Source organism: Ectopseudomonas alcaliphila, from assembly GCF_900101755.1.
Classification (GTDB): Bacteria; Pseudomonadota; Gammaproteobacteria; order Pseudomonadales; family Pseudomonadaceae; genus Aquipseudomonas; species Aquipseudomonas alcaliphila.
On record NZ_FNAE01000003.1, the window covers coordinates 52,717 to 68,546 of the forward strand.

Annotated in this window: 15 protein-coding genes; 4 read left to right on the plus strand and 11 right to left on the minus strand. The window is 63.8% G+C overall.

Annotated features, from left to right (window positions below; genetic code table 11):
- Positions 1 to 5: 5 nt before the first annotated feature.
- Positions 6 to 428, minus strand: coding sequence for a VOC family protein (locus BLR77_RS11930; RefSeq protein WP_074678031.1), 423 nt, complete (start codon positions 426 to 428; stop codon positions 6 to 8).
- Between the two features lie 102 nt (positions 429 to 530).
- On the opposite strand from BLR77_RS11930, the gene BLR77_RS11935 reads away from it, so the two are divergent.
- A complete protein-coding gene (locus BLR77_RS11935) occupies positions 531 to 1,400 on the plus strand; it encodes a LysR family transcriptional regulator (RefSeq protein ID WP_074678033.1) in 870 nt (289 codons plus the stop codon).
- A 129-nt stretch (positions 1,401 to 1,529) separates the two neighbouring features.
- Positions 1,530 to 2,180 carry an oxygen-insensitive NAD(P)H nitroreductase gene (nfsB, locus tag BLR77_RS11940; protein ID WP_074678035.1) on the plus strand — a complete coding sequence of 217 codons (651 nt, stop codon included), beginning with the start codon at positions 1,530 to 1,532 and terminating at the stop codon, positions 2,178 to 2,180.
- Between the two features lie 43 nt (positions 2,181 to 2,223).
- Here the strand turns inward: nfsB and BLR77_RS11945 are convergent, their stop codons facing one another.
- A complete protein-coding gene (locus BLR77_RS11945) occupies positions 2,224 to 2,619 on the minus strand; it encodes a RidA family protein (protein WP_074678037.1) in 396 nt (131 codons plus the stop codon).
- 139 nt (positions 2,620 to 2,758) lie between these two features.
- Between BLR77_RS11945 and BLR77_RS11950 the strand changes: the two genes are divergently transcribed.
- Complete coding sequence (locus BLR77_RS11950) at positions 2,759 to 3,676, plus strand: LysR family transcriptional regulator (protein WP_074678038.1); 918 nt, start codon at positions 2,759 to 2,761, stop codon at positions 3,674 to 3,676.
- Between the two features lie 63 nt (positions 3,677 to 3,739).
- On the opposite strand, the gene BLR77_RS11955 is transcribed toward BLR77_RS11950, so the two are convergent.
- A complete protein-coding gene (locus tag BLR77_RS11955) occupies positions 3,740 to 4,018 on the minus strand; it encodes a peptidylprolyl isomerase (RefSeq protein ID WP_013715799.1) in 279 nt (92 codons plus the stop codon).
- Positions 4,019 to 4,166: 148 nt separating this feature from the next.
- Between BLR77_RS11955 and BLR77_RS11960 the strand changes: the two genes are divergently transcribed.
- Positions 4,167 to 5,387 (plus strand): PilT/PilU family type 4a pilus ATPase, encoded by a 1,221-nt coding sequence (locus BLR77_RS11960; RefSeq protein ID WP_174578064.1) that lies wholly within the window; start codon positions 4,167 to 4,169, stop codon positions 5,385 to 5,387.
- Here BLR77_RS11960 and BLR77_RS11965 read toward each other — a convergent pair.
- The 8 genes from BLR77_RS11965 to BLR77_RS12000 form a co-directional block, all read right to left on the minus strand.
- Positions 5,384 to 6,133 carry a substrate-binding periplasmic protein gene (locus BLR77_RS11965; RefSeq protein ID WP_074678042.1) on the minus strand — a complete coding sequence of 250 codons (750 nt, stop codon included), beginning with the start codon at positions 6,131 to 6,133 and terminating at the stop codon, positions 5,384 to 5,386. The two genes, BLR77_RS11960 and BLR77_RS11965, sit on opposite strands and share 4 nt — an antisense overlap.
- Positions 6,134 to 6,202: 69 nt before the next feature.
- Entirely contained in the window at positions 6,203 to 7,156 is a 954-nt protein-coding gene (locus BLR77_RS11970) for a diguanylate cyclase (RefSeq protein ID WP_074678044.1), read from the minus strand.
- A complete protein-coding gene (locus BLR77_RS11975) occupies positions 7,143 to 7,970 on the minus strand; it encodes an alpha/beta fold hydrolase (RefSeq protein WP_074678046.1) in 828 nt (275 codons plus the stop codon). Before BLR77_RS11975 ends, BLR77_RS11970 begins: the two co-directional genes overlap by 14 nt.
- A gap of 105 nt (positions 7,971 to 8,075) precedes the next feature.
- Positions 8,076 to 10,037: an acetoacetate--CoA ligase gene (locus BLR77_RS11980; RefSeq protein WP_074678048.1), complete on the minus strand. Its 1,962-nt coding sequence runs from the start codon at positions 10,035 to 10,037 to the stop codon at positions 8,076 to 8,078.
- Positions 10,038 to 10,266: 229 nt separating this feature from the next.
- The gene (locus BLR77_RS11985; RefSeq protein ID WP_074678050.1) at positions 10,267 to 11,169 is read right to left on the minus strand and encodes a hydroxymethylglutaryl-CoA lyase; all 903 of its coding nucleotides are present in this window, start codon (positions 11,167 to 11,169) and stop codon (positions 10,267 to 10,269) included.
- A 209-nt stretch (positions 11,170 to 11,378) separates the two neighbouring features.
- Positions 11,379 to 13,307 carry an acetyl-CoA carboxylase biotin carboxylase subunit gene (locus tag BLR77_RS11990; RefSeq protein WP_074678052.1) on the minus strand — a complete coding sequence of 643 codons (1,929 nt, stop codon included), beginning with the start codon at positions 13,305 to 13,307 and terminating at the stop codon, positions 11,379 to 11,381.
- 1 nt (position 13,308) lies between these two features.
- Complete coding sequence (locus BLR77_RS11995) at positions 13,309 to 14,103, minus strand: gamma-carboxygeranoyl-CoA hydratase (protein WP_074678054.1); 795 nt, start codon at positions 14,101 to 14,103, stop codon at positions 13,309 to 13,311.
- Positions 14,104 to 14,189: 86 nt separating this feature from the next.
- A complete protein-coding gene (locus tag BLR77_RS12000) occupies positions 14,190 to 15,797 on the minus strand; it encodes a carboxyl transferase domain-containing protein (protein WP_074678056.1) in 1,608 nt (535 codons plus the stop codon).
- Positions 15,798 to 15,830: the final 33 nt, after the last annotated feature.

Sequence of the window (15,830 nt, forward strand, 5' to 3'; positions counted from 1 at the left end):
CGCTGTCAGCGGGCGAACAGGTTGTTGATGTCGGCGAAGGCCTTCATTTCGACTGCGTTGCCGCTCGGATCCTTGAAGAACATCGTCGCCTGTTCGCCCGGCTCGCCCTTGAAGCGGATATAGGGCTTGATGATGAACTCGACACCGGCGGCGGTGAGTTTATCGGCAGCGACCTGCCAGTCCTGCATCGGCAGGACGACGCCGAAGTGGCGCACCGGCACGCCGTGGCCGTCGACCGCGTTGGCCGGTACCGCGCCTGCTTCGTCAGGCGCCAGGTGGGCGACGATCTGGTGGCCGTAGAAATTGAAGTCGATCCACTCTGATGAGCTGCGACCTTCGCTGCAACCGAGCAGGTTGCCGTAGAAGTCGCGGGCGGCGGCCAGGTCGTCAACCGGAAAGGCCAGGTGGAAGGGGCATAGTGCGGTCATCGGAGTTCCCTCGTTGGTGAGTGGAATCATCCTATTCGGCGACAAGCTTCATAAAAAACTATATGTTCTGATCATGAGCAAAACAGAATCTTATCAATCGCCATGATCATCGAACTGCGCACCCTGATCGCTGTGGCCCGCTATGGCACCTTCAGCGCCGCTGGTGAGCGCATCGGCCTGACCCAGGCCGCAGTCAGTGGTCATATGCGTCGCCTGGAAGAAAGCCTGGGCTTCGCCCTGTTCGATCGCACCGGTCGCTCGGCCACACTGAATGCTGCAGGGCTGCGGACGTTGGCGCGTGCCGAGGTGCTGGTCGCCGGTTTCGATGCCCTGGGCGAGCCGACTCAGGACGAGGAGTGGGCCAGGCCTCTGGAGATCGGTGCGATCGCCTCGGTGCACGCGACCATCCTCACGCGCGCGCTGGTGCCGTTTCGCCAGCGTTTTGCCAACTGTCGGGTGAATCTGTCGCCAGGCGTTTCCCTGCAGTTGATGGATCGGGTCGAAGCGGGAGAGCTCGATCTGGCCATCCTCATTCGTCCGGCGTTCGAGCCGCCGCGGGAGCTGGAGTGGGCGCCGCTGGCGTGCGAGAACTACGTGCTGCTTGCGGCCAGCAACGTGGTCGGTGATGACTGGCTGTCGGTAATCCGCGAGCAGCCCTTTATCCGCTATAGCCGCTCCTCCTTCGGTGGCCGCCAGGTGGAGCGTTTTCTGCGTGATCACTCGCTGGCGCTGCCGGAGTGGATCGAGGTCGACGATATCCCGGCAATGCTGTCGATGGTCGAGAGCGGCCTTGGCGTGGCCGTGGTGCCGTTGACGGAAACCATCCTGCCGCTGCCGGCCAGCGTTCGTGCCATCGCGCTCGGCCCGGCGCCCATTCATCGCGAGATCGGCGCGCTGTATCCCAAGATCAGTCGCTCGGCGGCCGTGGCGGGTTTTATCGAATGCCTGCAGAGCGCTGGTGTGGCTCGATAAAGAGCTCACATCTGCCTGCATTTTCATCTTTCCTTTGAAACTCCTAGCGGCTTTGCCTGCTTTTTTTGCGCAGGTGCATGCTGCAGACTGGCGTCCATTTCGCGTCATCTACCGATCAGGAGAGTGTTCATGAGCCCCGTTTCCTTTGCGCGTCAGCGTTACACCACCAAGGCTTACGATGCCAGCCGCCAGGTGGATCAGGCGATCATCGACGAGCTGCTGGAGTTGCTGCGCCTGTCGCCGTCTTCGGTCAATTCGCAGCCCTGGCACTTCGTCGTGGCGAGCACTGCCGAAGGCAAGGCGCGCCTGGCCAAGGGCGCTCAGGGCGGCTTCGCCTATAACCAGTCGAAGATCCTCAATGCCTCGCACGTGATTCTGATCTGCGCCCGCCGTGAGCTCGATGATGCTTACCTGGCTGATGTGCTGCAGCAGGAGGCCGACGATGGCCGCTTCCGCGACGATGCGGCGCGCACCACCCAGCACAACACCCGCAGCAGCTACGTCGAACTGCACCGTGGCCTTGGCGACATCCCGCACTGGGCGGAGAAGCAGGCGTATCTGGCGCTGGGCACCTTGCTTCTGGGCGCAGCCGCCAAAGGCGTGGATGCCACGCCGATGGAGGGTATCGACCGCGAGGCGCTGGATGAGGAGCTGGGACTGACCGCTCAGGGGCTGAGCAGCATGGTCGCGGTGGCGCTGGGGTATCACAGCGACGGCGATTTCAATGCCGCGCTGCCGAAGTCGCGTCTGCCGGCCGAGCGCGTCTTCACTCACCTCTGAGCCTTTCGGCTGCGCCCCTCGTTTGCAGGGGCGCAGCAGCTGCTCATTCCGGCAGCTTGGCGATCACCTTGATCTCGAAGTCGAAGCCGGCCAGCCAGGTCACGCCGACCGCGGTCACGTTCGGGTAGGGCTTCTCGCCCCAATAGTCGGCTACCACTTCCCAGATGGTCTCGAACCTCGCCTGCGGATCGACCATGAACACGGTGGTGTCGACCACGTCATCGAAGCTGCTGCCCGCTGCGGCGAGGATCGCATTGAGGTTGGCGAAGGCAAGGCGTACCTGCTCTTTCAGGTCTGGCTCGGGCGAGCCGTCCTTGCGGCTGCCGACCTGGCCGGATACGAACAGAAAACCGTTGGAACGAATCGCCGGTGAATAGCGATGAAGTTCATACAGGTCATGGCGGTCGGCCGGGAAAACCACATCACGTTTGCTGGTCATTGTTGCCTCCATCTGGGCCGCTACGGCCCACTGTTAACGATGGAGTGACTTTAAAAAGAGGCTCGGCCTGGATAAACGAGCAACTCTGGTCATGACTGTTTGTAGAATCCAAACAATCAAGAGCTGAGAGAGTCGTGAAATGGATCGTTTCGATGCGATGCAGGCCTTCGCCCGCGTGGTGGAAACCGGCAGTTTCACCAAGGCGGCAGCCACCCTGCACATGAGCAAGACCAGCGTGACCCAGCTGATCCAGCAGCTGGAGGCACGGCTGCGTGTGCGCCTGCTCAACCGCACCACGCGCAAGGTCAACGTCACCGCCGACGGGGCCGCTTACTATGAGCGTGTGGTGCGTCTGCTGGCGGATGTCGACGATGCCGAGACCAGTCTGTCCAGCGCAGCGATGGCGCCGCGCGGTCGCCTGCGGGTGGACGTACCCAGCCCCTTTGCGCGCATGCTGCTGATCCCGGCTTTGCCGGCGTTCTATGCACGTTATCCGGAAATCCAGCTGACCTTGGGCGTCAGTGACCGCCTCATCGACATCATTGGCGAGAACGTCGATTGCGTGGTGCGCGGCGGCGAGATCACCGATCAGTCGCTGATCGCGCGGCATGTGGGCGATCTGCAACTCGGCATCTACGCCACGCCGGGTTATCTGCAGCGCGCCGGCACGCCGATGCATCCACGCGAGCTGGAGGAGGCTGCCCATCACACGGTGGGTTTTCTCTGGTCGCGCACCGGCAAGGCCTTGCCCTATGCGATGCAGCGGGGTGAAGAGCGCATCGAGGCCCACGGCCGCCCGCGGCTGACGGTCGACGATGGCAATGCCTATTTGGCTGCCGGCCTGGCGGGCCTGGGCATGCTCTGGCTGCCGCATTACATGGCCACGCCACACCTGGCCAGCGGTGAACTGGTGCGCCTGTTCGAGGACTGGCAGATGAAACCGATGCCGATGTACCTGGCCTTCCCGCCAAACCGTCATGTCAGCGCCAAGCTGCGGGTGTTCATCGACTGGGTGGTGGCGCTGATGGCCGAGCATGCGCCGGTGTTGGTGCGCTGATCCGCGCTGTAGCGCGAGCTTTGCGGCTGCCTTTGGCTGCAGTCCGGTGCGCCTGAGCAGGGCTCAATCGCGATAGAACACCTGGATCAGGTGATAGCCGAACTGGGTCTTCACCGGCCCGTGCACTTCACGCAACGGCTTCTTGAAAATCACCTGGTCCACCGCGCGCACCATCTGCCCGGGACGCACTTCGCCGAGATCGCCGCCTTTCTTGCCGGAGGGGCAGGTGGAATGCTTGCGCGCCAGCACATCGAACGCCTCGCCGGCGGCAATGCGCTTCTTCAGCGCGGCGGCTTCCGCTTCGGTCTTGACCAGGATGTGGCGGGCCATTGCCTTTGCCATTGATGGGGTCCTCAATTCTGTCAGGGCGCTATTGTGCCAGCATTCATTGCGCCAGCAGAATGGCGTCAATTTTATGGGTTGTGCGTTGTCCGCGGCGCGGATGAATCATGGCCTATGGTATTTCAATCGCGCTCACGGAAACGCCGCCATGGATCTCCAAGCAATGCTGAAAATCCTGTCCAGTCAGGATGGTTCCGATCTGTATCTGTCTACCGGCGCACCGCCCTGCGCGAAGTTCAATGGCGTGCTCAAGGCGCTGAGCCAGGAGCCGATGAAGGCGGGCGATGTGGCGGCCATTGCCGACTCGATCATGGACAGTGCCCAGCGCGAGGAATTCGAGCGTGAGCTGGAGATGAACCTGGCCATCTCGCTGGCTGGCGTCGGGCGTTTTCGTATCAACATCTTCAAGCAGCGCAACGAGGTGTCCATCGTCGCGCGCAACATCAAGCTGGATATTCCGCGCTTCGAAGATCTCAAGCTGCCCGAGGTGCTGCTCGGCACGGTGATGGAAAAACGTGGCCTGGTGCTGTTCGTCGGTGGTACTGGCTCAGGCAAGTCGACCTCACTGGCGGCGCTGATCGACTACCGCAACCGCAACAGCGGCGGCCATATCATCACCATCGAAGACCCGGTGGAGTACGTGCACCGGCACAAGAAGTCGATCATCAACCAGCGTGAGGTGGGCGTGGATACCCGCAGCTTCCATGCGGCGCTGAAGAACACCCTGCGCCAGGCGCCGGACGTGATTCTGATCGGCGAGATCCGCGACCGTGAAACCATGGAGCATGCGCTGGCGTTCGCCGATACCGGGCACCTGGCGATTTCCACGTTGCACGCCAACAACGCCAACCAGGCGCTGGATCGCATCATCAACTTCTTCCCCGAGGATCGTCGCCCGCAACTGCTCAACGACCTGGGCAATAACCTCAAGGCATTCGTCTCGCAGCGTCTGGTCAAGACCGTCGATGGCAAGCGCCGCGCCGCGGTGGAGGTGATGCTGGGCACGCCGACGGTGCGCGACCTGATCAAGCGCAACGAGTTTTCCGAGCTCAAGGAAATCATGGAGAAATCCAAGAACCTCGGTATGCAGACCTTCGACCAGGCCTTGATCGACCTGGTGCATGAGGGGGCGATCGACGAGGAAGAGGCGGTGAAGAACGCCGACTCGGCGAACAACGTGCGCCTGAAGCTCAAGCTCCATCGTGACAATCCGGCCAATGCCAAGCCTGCACCCGCCGCCGCTGCGCCGGTGGCAACGCCGACACCTGCGCCGAAAGCCGCTGCTGCAGGTGACTGGGGGCTGGAGCTGAAACTGGAGGATATCGAGCAGGAGCAGCCACCTGAGGACCCGGGGCGGCAGGGGATTTAGGGATCGGGTTGCAGGGGAAGGTATGCCTGACGCAAACGCTGGCTGACGCCGTCCTGTTCCAGTTCGTTGATGGCGGCGCGCAGCTGTTCGACCAGTTGCCCATCGCACTCCTTCGAGCAGCCCAGATACAGGCCGGTACTGGCCAGTGTCGGGCTTCTGCGCAGGTTCTGCTCGCGATAGGCCGAGCCATCCCAGATATACAGCGCTTCCGGCACGCCGGTGAACCAGGCGTCGATTCGTCCAAGAGTGAGCAGATGAACCGGGTTCTCGCCGAGCGTGAGTTGCACGATCTGCTCGTCGCTGAACCCTTCGCGCTGCAGGATGCCCACCTGCGCCGTGCCCAGGCCGACACCTACGCGGCGGTAGCGCTGGCGAGCCTGCGCGAAGCTCTCGACGGGCTCATCGAGGCTGAAGAAGGCGCGCTCCAGCTCCATGACCGAGGCAATCCAGGTGTATAGCTCCTCTCGCTCGGGTGTCCGCGACAGAGGGATGATCAGCATGTTCTTGCCCCTGGCCACGTTGACCTGGGCTCGTGGCCAGGGCTCGACAACGATATGAGTAAGCTTGCCGATTCGCGCCAGCGCGGTCAGTACCACGTCACCCACCATGCCATGGCCGCCCTCGTAGTGATGCAGAGTCAGCGGTGGCGCCTCGGGCATGTAGAGCTTGATAGGCTCATCGGCTGATGCAGCTCCGGCCATCAGCAAGGCAACCAGCAGGCAGATGTGGTTGGGCACTACGAACATCCTGTTGTCACTGTGGCAGAAGTATAGAAGGCATTCTGGCAGGGTGTTCCGACCCAGCCTGCACCTCACCTACTCGTGTCGAATGCTGCGATTCCTTCCCTGGGCTTTCGCGGTGTAGAGGGCCTTGTCGGCTGCCGCCAGCAGGTGTTCCAGATACTCTGCGCATGGTTTGAGGCTGGCGATGCCGATGCTTACCGTGATCGATTCGTTGGCGACCTCAAGCGCCTTGATCTGATCATGCACGCGCTCGGCAATATCGCTGGCTTCATCGAGATCGGCGTTGGGCAGCCATATCGCGAACTCTTCGCCGCCGTAGCGCACCACGCTGTCGCCGCTGCGCACGCTGGCCAGAAGACGTTGCGCCATGTCCACCAGAACGCGATCTCCCTCGGCGTGGCCGAAGCGATCGTTGATCTGTTTGAAGTGGTCGATATCGATCAGCAGGAGGCTGCCGCAGGCAAGGTCGCTGACGCTGCCGAGCCACTGCTCGACGTGCACTGACAGCGCCCTGCGATTGCTCAGTGCTGTCAGTGGGTCGGTATGGCTCAGTTGCGCGAGTTGCTCGGCTTCGCTCTGAATTTCCACAGCGTAGTTGGCCAGCTGGGCGTAGGCGCTCTGCAGCGCCAGGTTGGCCTTGGCCAGTTGGGCGGCGCTTTCCTGCGCCTGTTCCCGAGCCTTCAGCAGCTCTGCCTCGAAACGTTGGCGGTCCTTGGCGACGAAGAACAGCCAGATGACCTCCGGCGTGCCATCGACTTCGCTGATGCGTGCGTTGGTCATGACGGGTATTGCCTGGCCACCTTCTGATTGCAGTTGCAGGTAAAGCTCACTGAACTCACCGTTGCGCAGCAACAGCGGCCAGGCATGGGTTTGCAGGAAAATGCGGCTGGCCGGCGGAAAGAACTGATCCATGCCTTCGGCCGTGCCCACCCCTGCCAGGCGCTTGAAATCGCAATTGCAATGCTTGATCCGGCCGTTGCAGTCAGTGACCAGTACCGGGCCGGGCAGGCGATCAAGATACAACACGTGCGTGTGCTCCCTGCAGATAGCGATGCATGGCGGCGCTCACCAGTTGAGGATGGCTCATGTGCGCGCAATGGCCGCTGACGTCCAGCGTTTCCAGGGTGCTGCCCGTGAGTGCGGTTTGCAGGTAGGCGGCAACTGGCGTGGGAACCAGTGCATCACGCTGGTGGTGCAGGATCAGGCTGGGCAACGGGCACAGTGGCAGCGCCGGGCGGATATCAGAGAAGAAGGTGGCCTGAGCGAAGGCATGAGCCATGACCGGATCGGTCGAGCAGAAGCTGTCAGAGAGCTGCCGGGTGACAGCGGGAGCTTCGTCGGCGGACACCAGTGGGGCGAACTGCTCGGCCCAGCCCAGATAGTTATGGGCCATCAGCTCCAGCAGCCCCTCCAGATCACTGCGTTCGAACCCACCGCGATAGTCGGGCGGGTCGTTGAGAAAGCAGGGGGAAGGGCCGAGCAGAATCAGGCGGGAGAACAGCTCCGGGCGTCTGATGGTGGCAAGAATACCGATGCTGCAACTGATCGAGTGGCCAACGAAGGTCAGATCACCCGACAGTTCGAGGGCGTCGCACACTTCCAGAAGGTCCTCTACGTATCCCTCCAACTGGGCATAGCGGGCAGGGTGGAAGGCGTTGGCATCGGAGCGCCCGCTGCCGACATAGTCGAACAGCACCTGGTGCCAATGCTCGGTGAAGGCCGGCGTGACCTTGCTCCACATGTCCTGATTGCAACCGAAGCCGTGGCCGTAGATGAGCGTTGGGGCATCGGCCGTTTGCGCTTTCAAGCGTTGAACGTTGTTGCGCTGGATGATGTTCATGCCGCCACCTCGCCACGTTCCGAGCCTGCCTTGGTCAAGACGCGGCTGCTGTGAAGACGGAAAAATGGCGCCAGTATAGTGATTTTTCTGGCGGCTGGCTTTTGGCTACAGCTCCTCAGTCAGCTCTGGCATGTTGCGATACAGCTCCAATGCCTGCGGATTTGCCAGGGCATCGGTGTTTTTCACCGGACGGCCGTGGACGACGTTGCGTACTGCCAGTTCGACGAGCTTGCCGCTGAGGGTGCGCGGGATGTCGGCGACCTGAACGATCTTTGCCGGCACATGGCGCGGCGTGGTGTGGGTGCGGATCACCCGGCGTATCTCGTCGCGCAAGGCATCGTCCAGCATCACGCCGTCACGCAGGCGTACGAACAGCACCACGCGCACGTCGCCCTGCCAGTCCTGGCCGATGGCAATGGATTCCAGCACCTGCGGCACCTTTTCCACCTGACGGTAGATTTCTGCGGTGCCGATGCGCACGCCCCCGGGGTTGAGTACGGCGTCGGAGCGACCATGGATGAGCAGGCCGCCGTGCTCGGTTTCCTCGGCATAGTCGCCATGGGCCCAGACGCCGGGGAAGGTATCGAAATAGGCCGCGCGGAATTTCTCGCCGCCGGCGTCATTCCAGAAGCCTACCGGCATCGAAGGGAAGTGTCTGGCGCAGACCAGTTCGCCTTTTTCTCCCATCACCGCTTGGCCACTTTCGTTGCACACCTGCACATCCATGCCCAGGCCCTTGCACTGCAGTTCGCCAGGCCATACCGGCAGAGTCGGGTTGCCCAGGGCGAAGCAGGAGACGATATCGGTGCCGCCGGAGATCGACGACAGGCACAGATCCGGCTTCACCTCGCGGTAGACGTACTCGAAGCTCTCGTGGGCCAGCGGCGAGCCGGTGGAGAGCATGGCCTTGAGGCTGCTCAGCTTGTGGCTTTGCCGTGGTTTTACGCCGGCTTTCTCCAGTGCGGCGATGAACTTGGCGCTGGTGCCGAAGATGGAGATGTCCTCGGTGTCGATCAGATCGATCAGGCGGGTCGGTTCGGGGTGGAAGGGCGAGCCGTCGTAGAGCACCAGGGTGGCGCCTGTGGCCAGGCCCGAAACCTGCCAGTTCCACATCATCCAGCCGCAGGTGGTGTAGTAGAACAGGGTGTCGTCGGCCCCCAGGTCTGTATGCAGCCCCAACTCCTTGAGGTGTTGCAGCAGGGTGCCGCCGGTGCCGTGAACGATACACTTGGGTACACCGGTGGTGCCGCTGGAATAGAGGATGTACAGCGGTTGGTCGAAGGCCACGGGGGTGAACTGTGGCGCGCCGCCGGGCTGGTAGAAATCCTGCCAGAGGGTCGTTAGAGCAACTGACTTGTAATCAGTGGGGCTGGCCTCGAGGCGCGCATAGGGCACGATCAGCAGATGTTGCAGGGAAGGCAACTGCTCGAGGATTTCGTTGAGTTTGCCGGTCAGGTCCAGATTCTTCCCTGCATAGCGATAACCGGCGGCGGCGATCAGCACCTTGGGTTCGATCTGGCCGAAGCGGTCGATCACCCCCTGGGTGCCGAAGTCCGGTGAGCAGCTCGACCAGGTGGCGCCCAGGCTGGCGGTGGCGAGCATGCCCACCACGGTCTGCCAGGTATTGGGCATGAACGCCGCGACGCGGTCACCGATGCCCACGCCCGCGTTTTGCAGGGCGCGTTGCAGGCCGGCGACATGGGCGGCCAGTTGTGCGTAGCTGAGCTGTTCGCGGCTGCCATCCTCGGCGATGGCCACCAGCGCCGGGTGACCGTCGCGGCGGCGCAGCAGATGCTCGGCAAAATTCAGGGTGGCGCCAGGAAACCACTGCGCATCTGGCATCGCCGGGCCTTCACGCAGGACGCATTCGGCGGGGTTGTGGAAGCGAATGTCGAAGAAGTCGACGATGGCCTGCCAGAAGGCTTCGCGCTGCTCGACGCTCCAGGCATGCAGGGCAGGGTAGTCGGCCAGGCGCAGGGCATGGCGGTCGTTGACGAAACGGCGGAAGGCATCCAGGCGGGTGCGGGCGATGCGCTCGGCGGAAGGCGTCCACAGAGGTTGCTGCATGGTCAGTCCTCGTCGTTCTTGTCCCTGGGCTTCAGCTTAGTGCGTTCGGGGCATTTGACCTTTAACTCAGACGACCTTTGCTGCTATCGCACCGACTCTCTCATCGGTGCGGATGTGGCGTCTCTCGATGCGTAGAACGGTGGAGCGATAAAGCCGCACATACTTGTAGGAGCGGATTCATCCGCGATTTTCGCGGCTAAAGCCGCTCCTACAGATGACAGGTTGGCGCTCAGCGATTTGCTATCCGAGCACGGGCCACCCGCGAACCATTGGCCTTGCCCAGCACCTCGCAGATGCGCTGGCCGGCGGCGATCAGCTTGTCCATGTCGATGCCGGTGTCGATACCTAGGCCTTGCAGCAGGTAGAGCACGTCCTCGGTGGCGACGTTACCGGTGGCGCCCTTGGCGTAGGGGCAGCCGCCTAAACCTGCGACCGAGCTGTCGAACACATTGATGCCTTCGAGCAGGCTGGCGTAGATGTTGGCCAGGGCCTGGCCGTAGGTATCATGAAAGTGTCCGGCCAGCCGCTCGCGCGGGATGTCGCGGCCAACCACCTCGATCATCCTGCGCGTATCGCCGGCGGTACCGGTGCCGATGGTGTCGCCCAGCGATACCTCGTAGCAGCCCATGGCGTAGAGCTCACGGGCGACGCTGGCGACCTGGGCCGGGTTGACCTCGCCGTCGTAGGGGCAGCCGAGCACGCAGGACACATAGCCGCGCACGCGAACCTTGTGGGCCTTGGCAGCTGCCATCAACGGCTCGAAGCGCGCCAGGCTTTCGGCGATGGAACAGTTGATGTTCTTCTGCGAGAAGGCCTCGCTGGCGGCGGCGAACACCGCCACTTCCTCCACCTTGGCTTCGAGTGCGGCCTCGAAGCCTTTCAGGTTGGGCGTCAGCGCGGCGTAGGTGACGCCCGGCTGGCGCTGGATGGCGGCGAATACTTCGGCGCTGCCGGCCATCTGCGGTACCCACTTGGGCGAGACGAAGCTACCCACCTCGATATAGCTCAGGCCGGCGCCAGTCAGATCGTCCACCAGGCGCACCTTGTCGGCCACGCTGATCGGCTGCTTCTCGTTCTGCAGACCGTCGCGCGGGCCGACTTCGACCAGGCGTACGGAGTGGGGCAAGTTCATCGGCTGTCCTCATAGGTGTTGCTGATGTCGTAGGGTGCGCCGCGCGCACCGTCTGCGGCAAGACTGAGCTAAAACGGTGGGCTGAAGCCCACCCTACAAGGTGAAATGGATCGCCGCCCGGCCCACCCTACGAAGATCTGCTGCGTAGGGTGGGCTTCAGCCCACCTTGTCCAAGGCGAATGCGGTGGATCGGTGAAGTGTGATCCACCCTACGGCTCCAGCTCCACCAGCACGGCGCCTTCGCTGACCATCTCGCCTTCGCGGCAATACAGCGCCTTGACCGTCCCGGCTTCGGGCGCGCGGATGCTGTGCTCCATCTTCATCGCCTCCAGTACCACCAAGGCCGTGCCGGCTTCGACCGCCTGACCAGGCTCGACCAGTACCCGGACGATGCTGCCGTTCATGGGCGCGCTCAAACCACCCTGCTGGGCATGGCTGGCCTCTGCGGCGGCGATGGGGTTGAAGCGGGTGATGGCGTGCAGTTCGCCGTGCCAGTGCAGGTAGAGGGTTTCACCTCGGCGAATGGCGTGCAAACGCTGCCGCGAGCCGTCGATGTCCGCCAGCAGGTGTTCGCCCTGCAGGTGGGCCTGGTTGCTGGCGCGTACCTTGCGGCTTTCGCCTTGGCAATTCAGGTGCAATTCGATTTCCGCCGCACCGCCCGCGCGCCAGCCACTGCGGGCGGCCCAGGGTGAATGGGTGTCGTCTGTGCGTTGCCAGGGTGTTTCGCTCTGCACCCAGGCGTCAGCCGCCACTTGCCAGAAGGCTTCCGGCAGCTCACTGGGCGCAGGCAGCAACTGCTGCTGATGGCGGGGGATGAAACCAGTGTCCAGTTCGCCCGCGGCGAACGCCGGGTGAGCGAGGATGCGGCGCAGGAATGCCAGATTGGTCTTGACCCCGCCCACCAGCGTTTCGTCGAGCATGGCCAGCAGGCGCAGGCGCGCTTCCTCGCGGTTTTCGCCCCAGGCGATCAGCTTGCCGAGCATGGGGTCGTAGAAGGGCGATACGCTGTCGTCCTCGGCCACGCCGCTGTCGGTACGTCGGCCTTGGCCGGCAGAGGCTTCGCGGTACAGGCCCAGGGTGCCGGTGGCGGGCAGGAAGTCGTGGTCCGGGTCTTCGGCGTACAGCCGCACCTCGATGGCGTGACCGTTGAGCGGCACCTGCTGCTGAGTGATCGGCAGCGGTTCGCCACGGGCGACGCGAATCTGCCAGGCCACCAGGTCGAGGCCGGTTATGGCCTCGGTGACCGGGTGCTCCACCTGCAGGCGGGTGTTCATCTCCATGAAGAAGAAGTCGCCACGCTCGTCGAGCAGAAACTCCACGGTGCCGGCGCCGACATAGCCGATGGCCTGCGCGGCCTTGACCGCCGCCTCGCCCATGGCGCGGCGCAGTTCAGGACTCAGGCCGGGGGCGGGGGCTTCCTCCACCACTTTCTGGTGACGGCGCTGGATCGAGCAGTCGCGCTCGTTGAGGTACAGGCAATTGCCGTGCTGGTCGGCGAACACCTGGATTTCCACATGGCGAGGCTTGAGCACGTATTTTTCCACCAGCATGCGCGAGTCGCCGAAGGCCGACTGCGCTTCGCGCTGGGCGGATTCGAGGGTCTCGGCCAACTGGGCTTCCGATTCGGCGACCTTCATGCCCTTGCCACCGCCGCCTGCAGCGGCCTTGAGCAGCACCGGATAACCGATGCGTGCGGCGGCCTCGCGGAAGGTCTCGAGATCCTGCTTCTCACCGTGATACCCGGGCACCAGCGGCACGCCGGCGGCCTCCATCAGCGATTTGGCTGCCGACTTGCTTCCCATGGCCTCGATGGCCGAGGCGGGCGGGCCGAGGAAGATCAGCCCCGCCTGCTCGATGGCGCGGGCGAAACCGGCGTTCTCCGAGAGAAAACCGTAGCCAGGGTGGATGGCCTGCGCGCCGCTGGCCTTGGCGGCGGTGATGATCCTGTCGATCAGCAGGTAGCTTTCGGCGGGCTTGGCGCCGCCGAGGTTCACCGCCACGTCGGCCTCGCGCACATGGCGCGCGCTGGCGTCGATGGCACTGTGCACCGCCACGCTGCGGATGCCCATGGCCTTGGCCGTGCGCATCACACGGCAGGCGATTTCGCCACGGTTGGCGACCAGCAGGGTGTCGATCATGTCATTGCTCCTGCCAGGAAGGTTGGCGTTTTTCCAGAAATGCCCGCAGGCCTTCCTGGCCCTCGGCGCTGACGCGCAGGCGGGCGATGGCGTTCTCGGTGTAGCGGCGCAGGGCCGGGGTCAGCTCGCCGCTGCCGACTTCGCGCAGCAGGTCCTTGCTGGCGCGCATGGCTTGCGGGCTGTTTTGCAGCAGATTGGCGATCCAGGCCTCGGCCTGGGCGTCGAGTTCGGCTGCCGGGCAGGTTTCGGCGAGCAAGCCGAGTTCGCGGGCGCGGTGGCCGTCGAAGCGTTCGGCGGTCAGCGCGTAGCGCTTGGCCGCGCGTTCGCCGATAGCCTGCACGACGAAGGGGCTGATCACCGCCGGAGCCAGGCCGATGCGGACTTCGGACAGCGAAAACAGTGCGTCCTCGGCGCCAATGGCGATGTCGCAGCAACTGGCCAGGCCCACCGCGCCGCCGAAGGCCGCACCCTGGACCACGGCCAGGGTCGGGATCTTCAGGCCGTGCAGGTTGTACATCAGCTCGGCCAGCTCGCGGGCATCGCCCAGGTTGGCGTTGTAGTCGAGCCCTGCAGCCTGCTGCATCCAGGCCAAGTCAGCACCGGCGGAAAAATGCTTGCCACGGCCGCGCAACAGCAGAAAGCGCAGGCTTTTGTCTTCGCCCACGGCGTCGAGGGCGAGGATCAGCTCGCGGATCATTTCGGCGTTGAAGGCGTTGTTCTTTTCAGGGCGGTTCAGCCACAGGGTGGCGAAGCCGCGTGGGTCTTTTTCAAGCTGTACGGTGGTGAAGTCGGTCATGTCTGTCGCTCTCAGAACTCTGGTGTAGGAGCCGGCTTGCCGGCGATGCTTTTGATCGCCCGCAAGCGGGCTCCTACAGACTGGTGTTACATCCGGAACACACCGAAACGGGTCGGCTCGATGGGCGCGTTGAGGCTGGCCGAGAGGGCCAGCGCCAGCACTTCGCGGGTCTGTGCCGGGTCGATCACACCGTCGTCCCACAGCCGTGCGCTGGAGTAGTAGGCATGCGCCTGCTTCTCGTACTGCTCGACGATGGGTTGCTTGAGGCGTTGTTCGTCCTCGTCCGAGTAGTGCTGACCGGCGCGCTCGGCCTGCTCGCGCTTGACCTGTACCAGCACGCCCGCGGCCTGCTGTGCGCCCATCACGCCGATCCGCGCGTTGGGCCACATCCACAGAAAGCGTGGATCGTAAGCGCGGCCGCACATGCCGTAGTTGCCGGCGCCGAAACTGCCGCCGATGATCACGGTGAATTTCGGCACCTGGGCGCAGGCCACCGCGGTGACCAGCTTGGCGCCGTGCTTGGCAATGCCAGCTTCCTCGTACTTCTTGCCCACCATGAAGCCGGTGATGTTCTGCAGGAACAGCAGCGGGATACCGCGCTGGCAGGCCAGCTCAACGAAGTGCGCGCCTTTCTGCGCCGACTCGGCGAAGAGGATGCCGTTATTGGCCAGGATCGCCACCGGGTAGCCATTGATACGGGCGAAGCCGCACACCAGGGTGGTGCCGAACAGCGCCTTGAATTCATCGAGCTGTGAGTCATCGACGATACGTGCGATCACCTCACGCACATCGAAGGGCTGCTTGGCGTCGGCCGGGATCACCCCGTACAGCTCTTCTGCGGCGTAGCGCGGGGCGATGGGCGCGCAGCTATCGAGCTGGCCGAGCTTGCGCCAGTTGAGATTGCTGATGCAGCGCCGGGCCAGGGCGAGGGCGTGCTCGTCGTCCTCGGCGTAATGGTCGGCCACGCCGCTGGTCTTGCAGTGCACGTCGGCGCCACCCAGCTCCTCGGCGCTCACCACCTCGCCGGTGGCGGCCTTCACCAGCGGCGGGCCGGCGAGAAAGATGGTCGCCTGCTCGCGCACCATGATGGTCTCGTCGCTCATCGCCGGCACGTAGGCGCCGCCGGCGGTGCACGAACCCATCACGACTGCAATTTGCGGAATCCCCATTGCGCTCATATTGGCCTGGTTGAAGAAGATCCGACCGAAGTGCTCGCGGTCCGGAAACACCTCTTCCTGGCGCGGCAGGTTGGCGCCGCCGGAGTCCACCAGGTAGATGCACGGCAGGCGATTCTCGCGGGCGATGGCCTGGGCGCGCAGGTGTTTCTTCACGGTCAGCGGGTAGTAGCTGCCGCCTTTTACCGTGGCATCGTTGGCGATGATCATGCACTCGACGCCTTCGACGCGGCCGATGCCGGCGATCACCCCGGCGGCGGGCACGTCTTCGCCGTACACCTCATGGGCGGCGAGCTGGCCGATCTCGAGGAAAGGCGAGCCGGCATCGAGCAGGCGATTGATGCGTTCGCGTGGCAGCAGCTTGCCGCGCGCGATGTGGCGCGCCTGCGCCTTCTCACCGCCGCCTTCGTGGACGCGGGCGAGCAGGGCGCGCAGGTCATTGACCTGGGTGAGCATCGCCGCCTGGTTGGCGGCGAACTCAGGGGAACGGGTATTGATCTGGGTATGCAGGATGGCCATGGTCGCTTCCTGTAGGGTGCCTCGTGCGCACCG

Coding starts and splice junctions, on each gene's coding strand:
- BLR77_RS11950 (WP_074678038.1), top strand. CDS start 2,759: ATGGATCGTTTCGATGCGATGCAGGCCTTCGCCCGCGTGGTGGAAACC.
- BLR77_RS11965 (WP_074678042.1), bottom strand. CDS start 6,133: ATGTTCGTAGTGCCCAACCACATCTGCCTGCTGGTTGCCTTGCTGATG.
- BLR77_RS11990 (WP_074678052.1), bottom strand. CDS start 13,307: ATGATCGACACCCTGCTGGTCGCCAACCGTGGCGAAATCGCCTGCCGT.
- BLR77_RS11935 (WP_074678033.1), top strand. CDS start 531: ATGATCATCGAACTGCGCACCCTGATCGCTGTGGCCCGCTATGGCACC.
- BLR77_RS11945 (WP_074678037.1), bottom strand. CDS start 2,619: ATGACCAGCAAACGTGATGTGGTTTTCCCGGCCGACCGCCATGACCTG.
- BLR77_RS11975 (WP_074678046.1), bottom strand. CDS start 7,970: ATGAACATCATCCAGCGCAACAACGTTCAACGCTTGAAAGCGCAAACG.
- BLR77_RS12000 (WP_074678056.1), bottom strand. CDS start 15,797: ATGGCCATCCTGCATACCCAGATCAATACCCGTTCCCCTGAGTTCGCC.
- BLR77_RS11985 (WP_074678050.1), bottom strand. CDS start 11,169: ATGAACTTGCCCCACTCCGTACGCCTGGTCGAAGTCGGCCCGCGCGAC.
- BLR77_RS11995 (WP_074678054.1), bottom strand. CDS start 14,103: ATGACCGACTTCACCACCGTACAGCTTGAAAAAGACCCACGCGGCTTC.
- nfsB (WP_074678035.1), top strand. CDS start 1,530: ATGAGCCCCGTTTCCTTTGCGCGTCAGCGTTACACCACCAAGGCTTAC.
- BLR77_RS11955 (WP_013715799.1), bottom strand. CDS start 4,018: ATGGCAAAGGCAATGGCCCGCCACATCCTGGTCAAGACCGAAGCGGAA.
- BLR77_RS11930 (WP_074678031.1), bottom strand. CDS start 428: ATGACCGCACTATGCCCCTTCCACCTGGCCTTTCCGGTTGACGACCTG.
- BLR77_RS11980 (WP_074678048.1), bottom strand. CDS start 10,037: ATGCAGCAACCTCTGTGGACGCCTTCCGCCGAGCGCATCGCCCGCACC.
- BLR77_RS11960 (WP_174578064.1), top strand. CDS start 4,167: ATGGATCTCCAAGCAATGCTGAAAATCCTGTCCAGTCAGGATGGTTCC.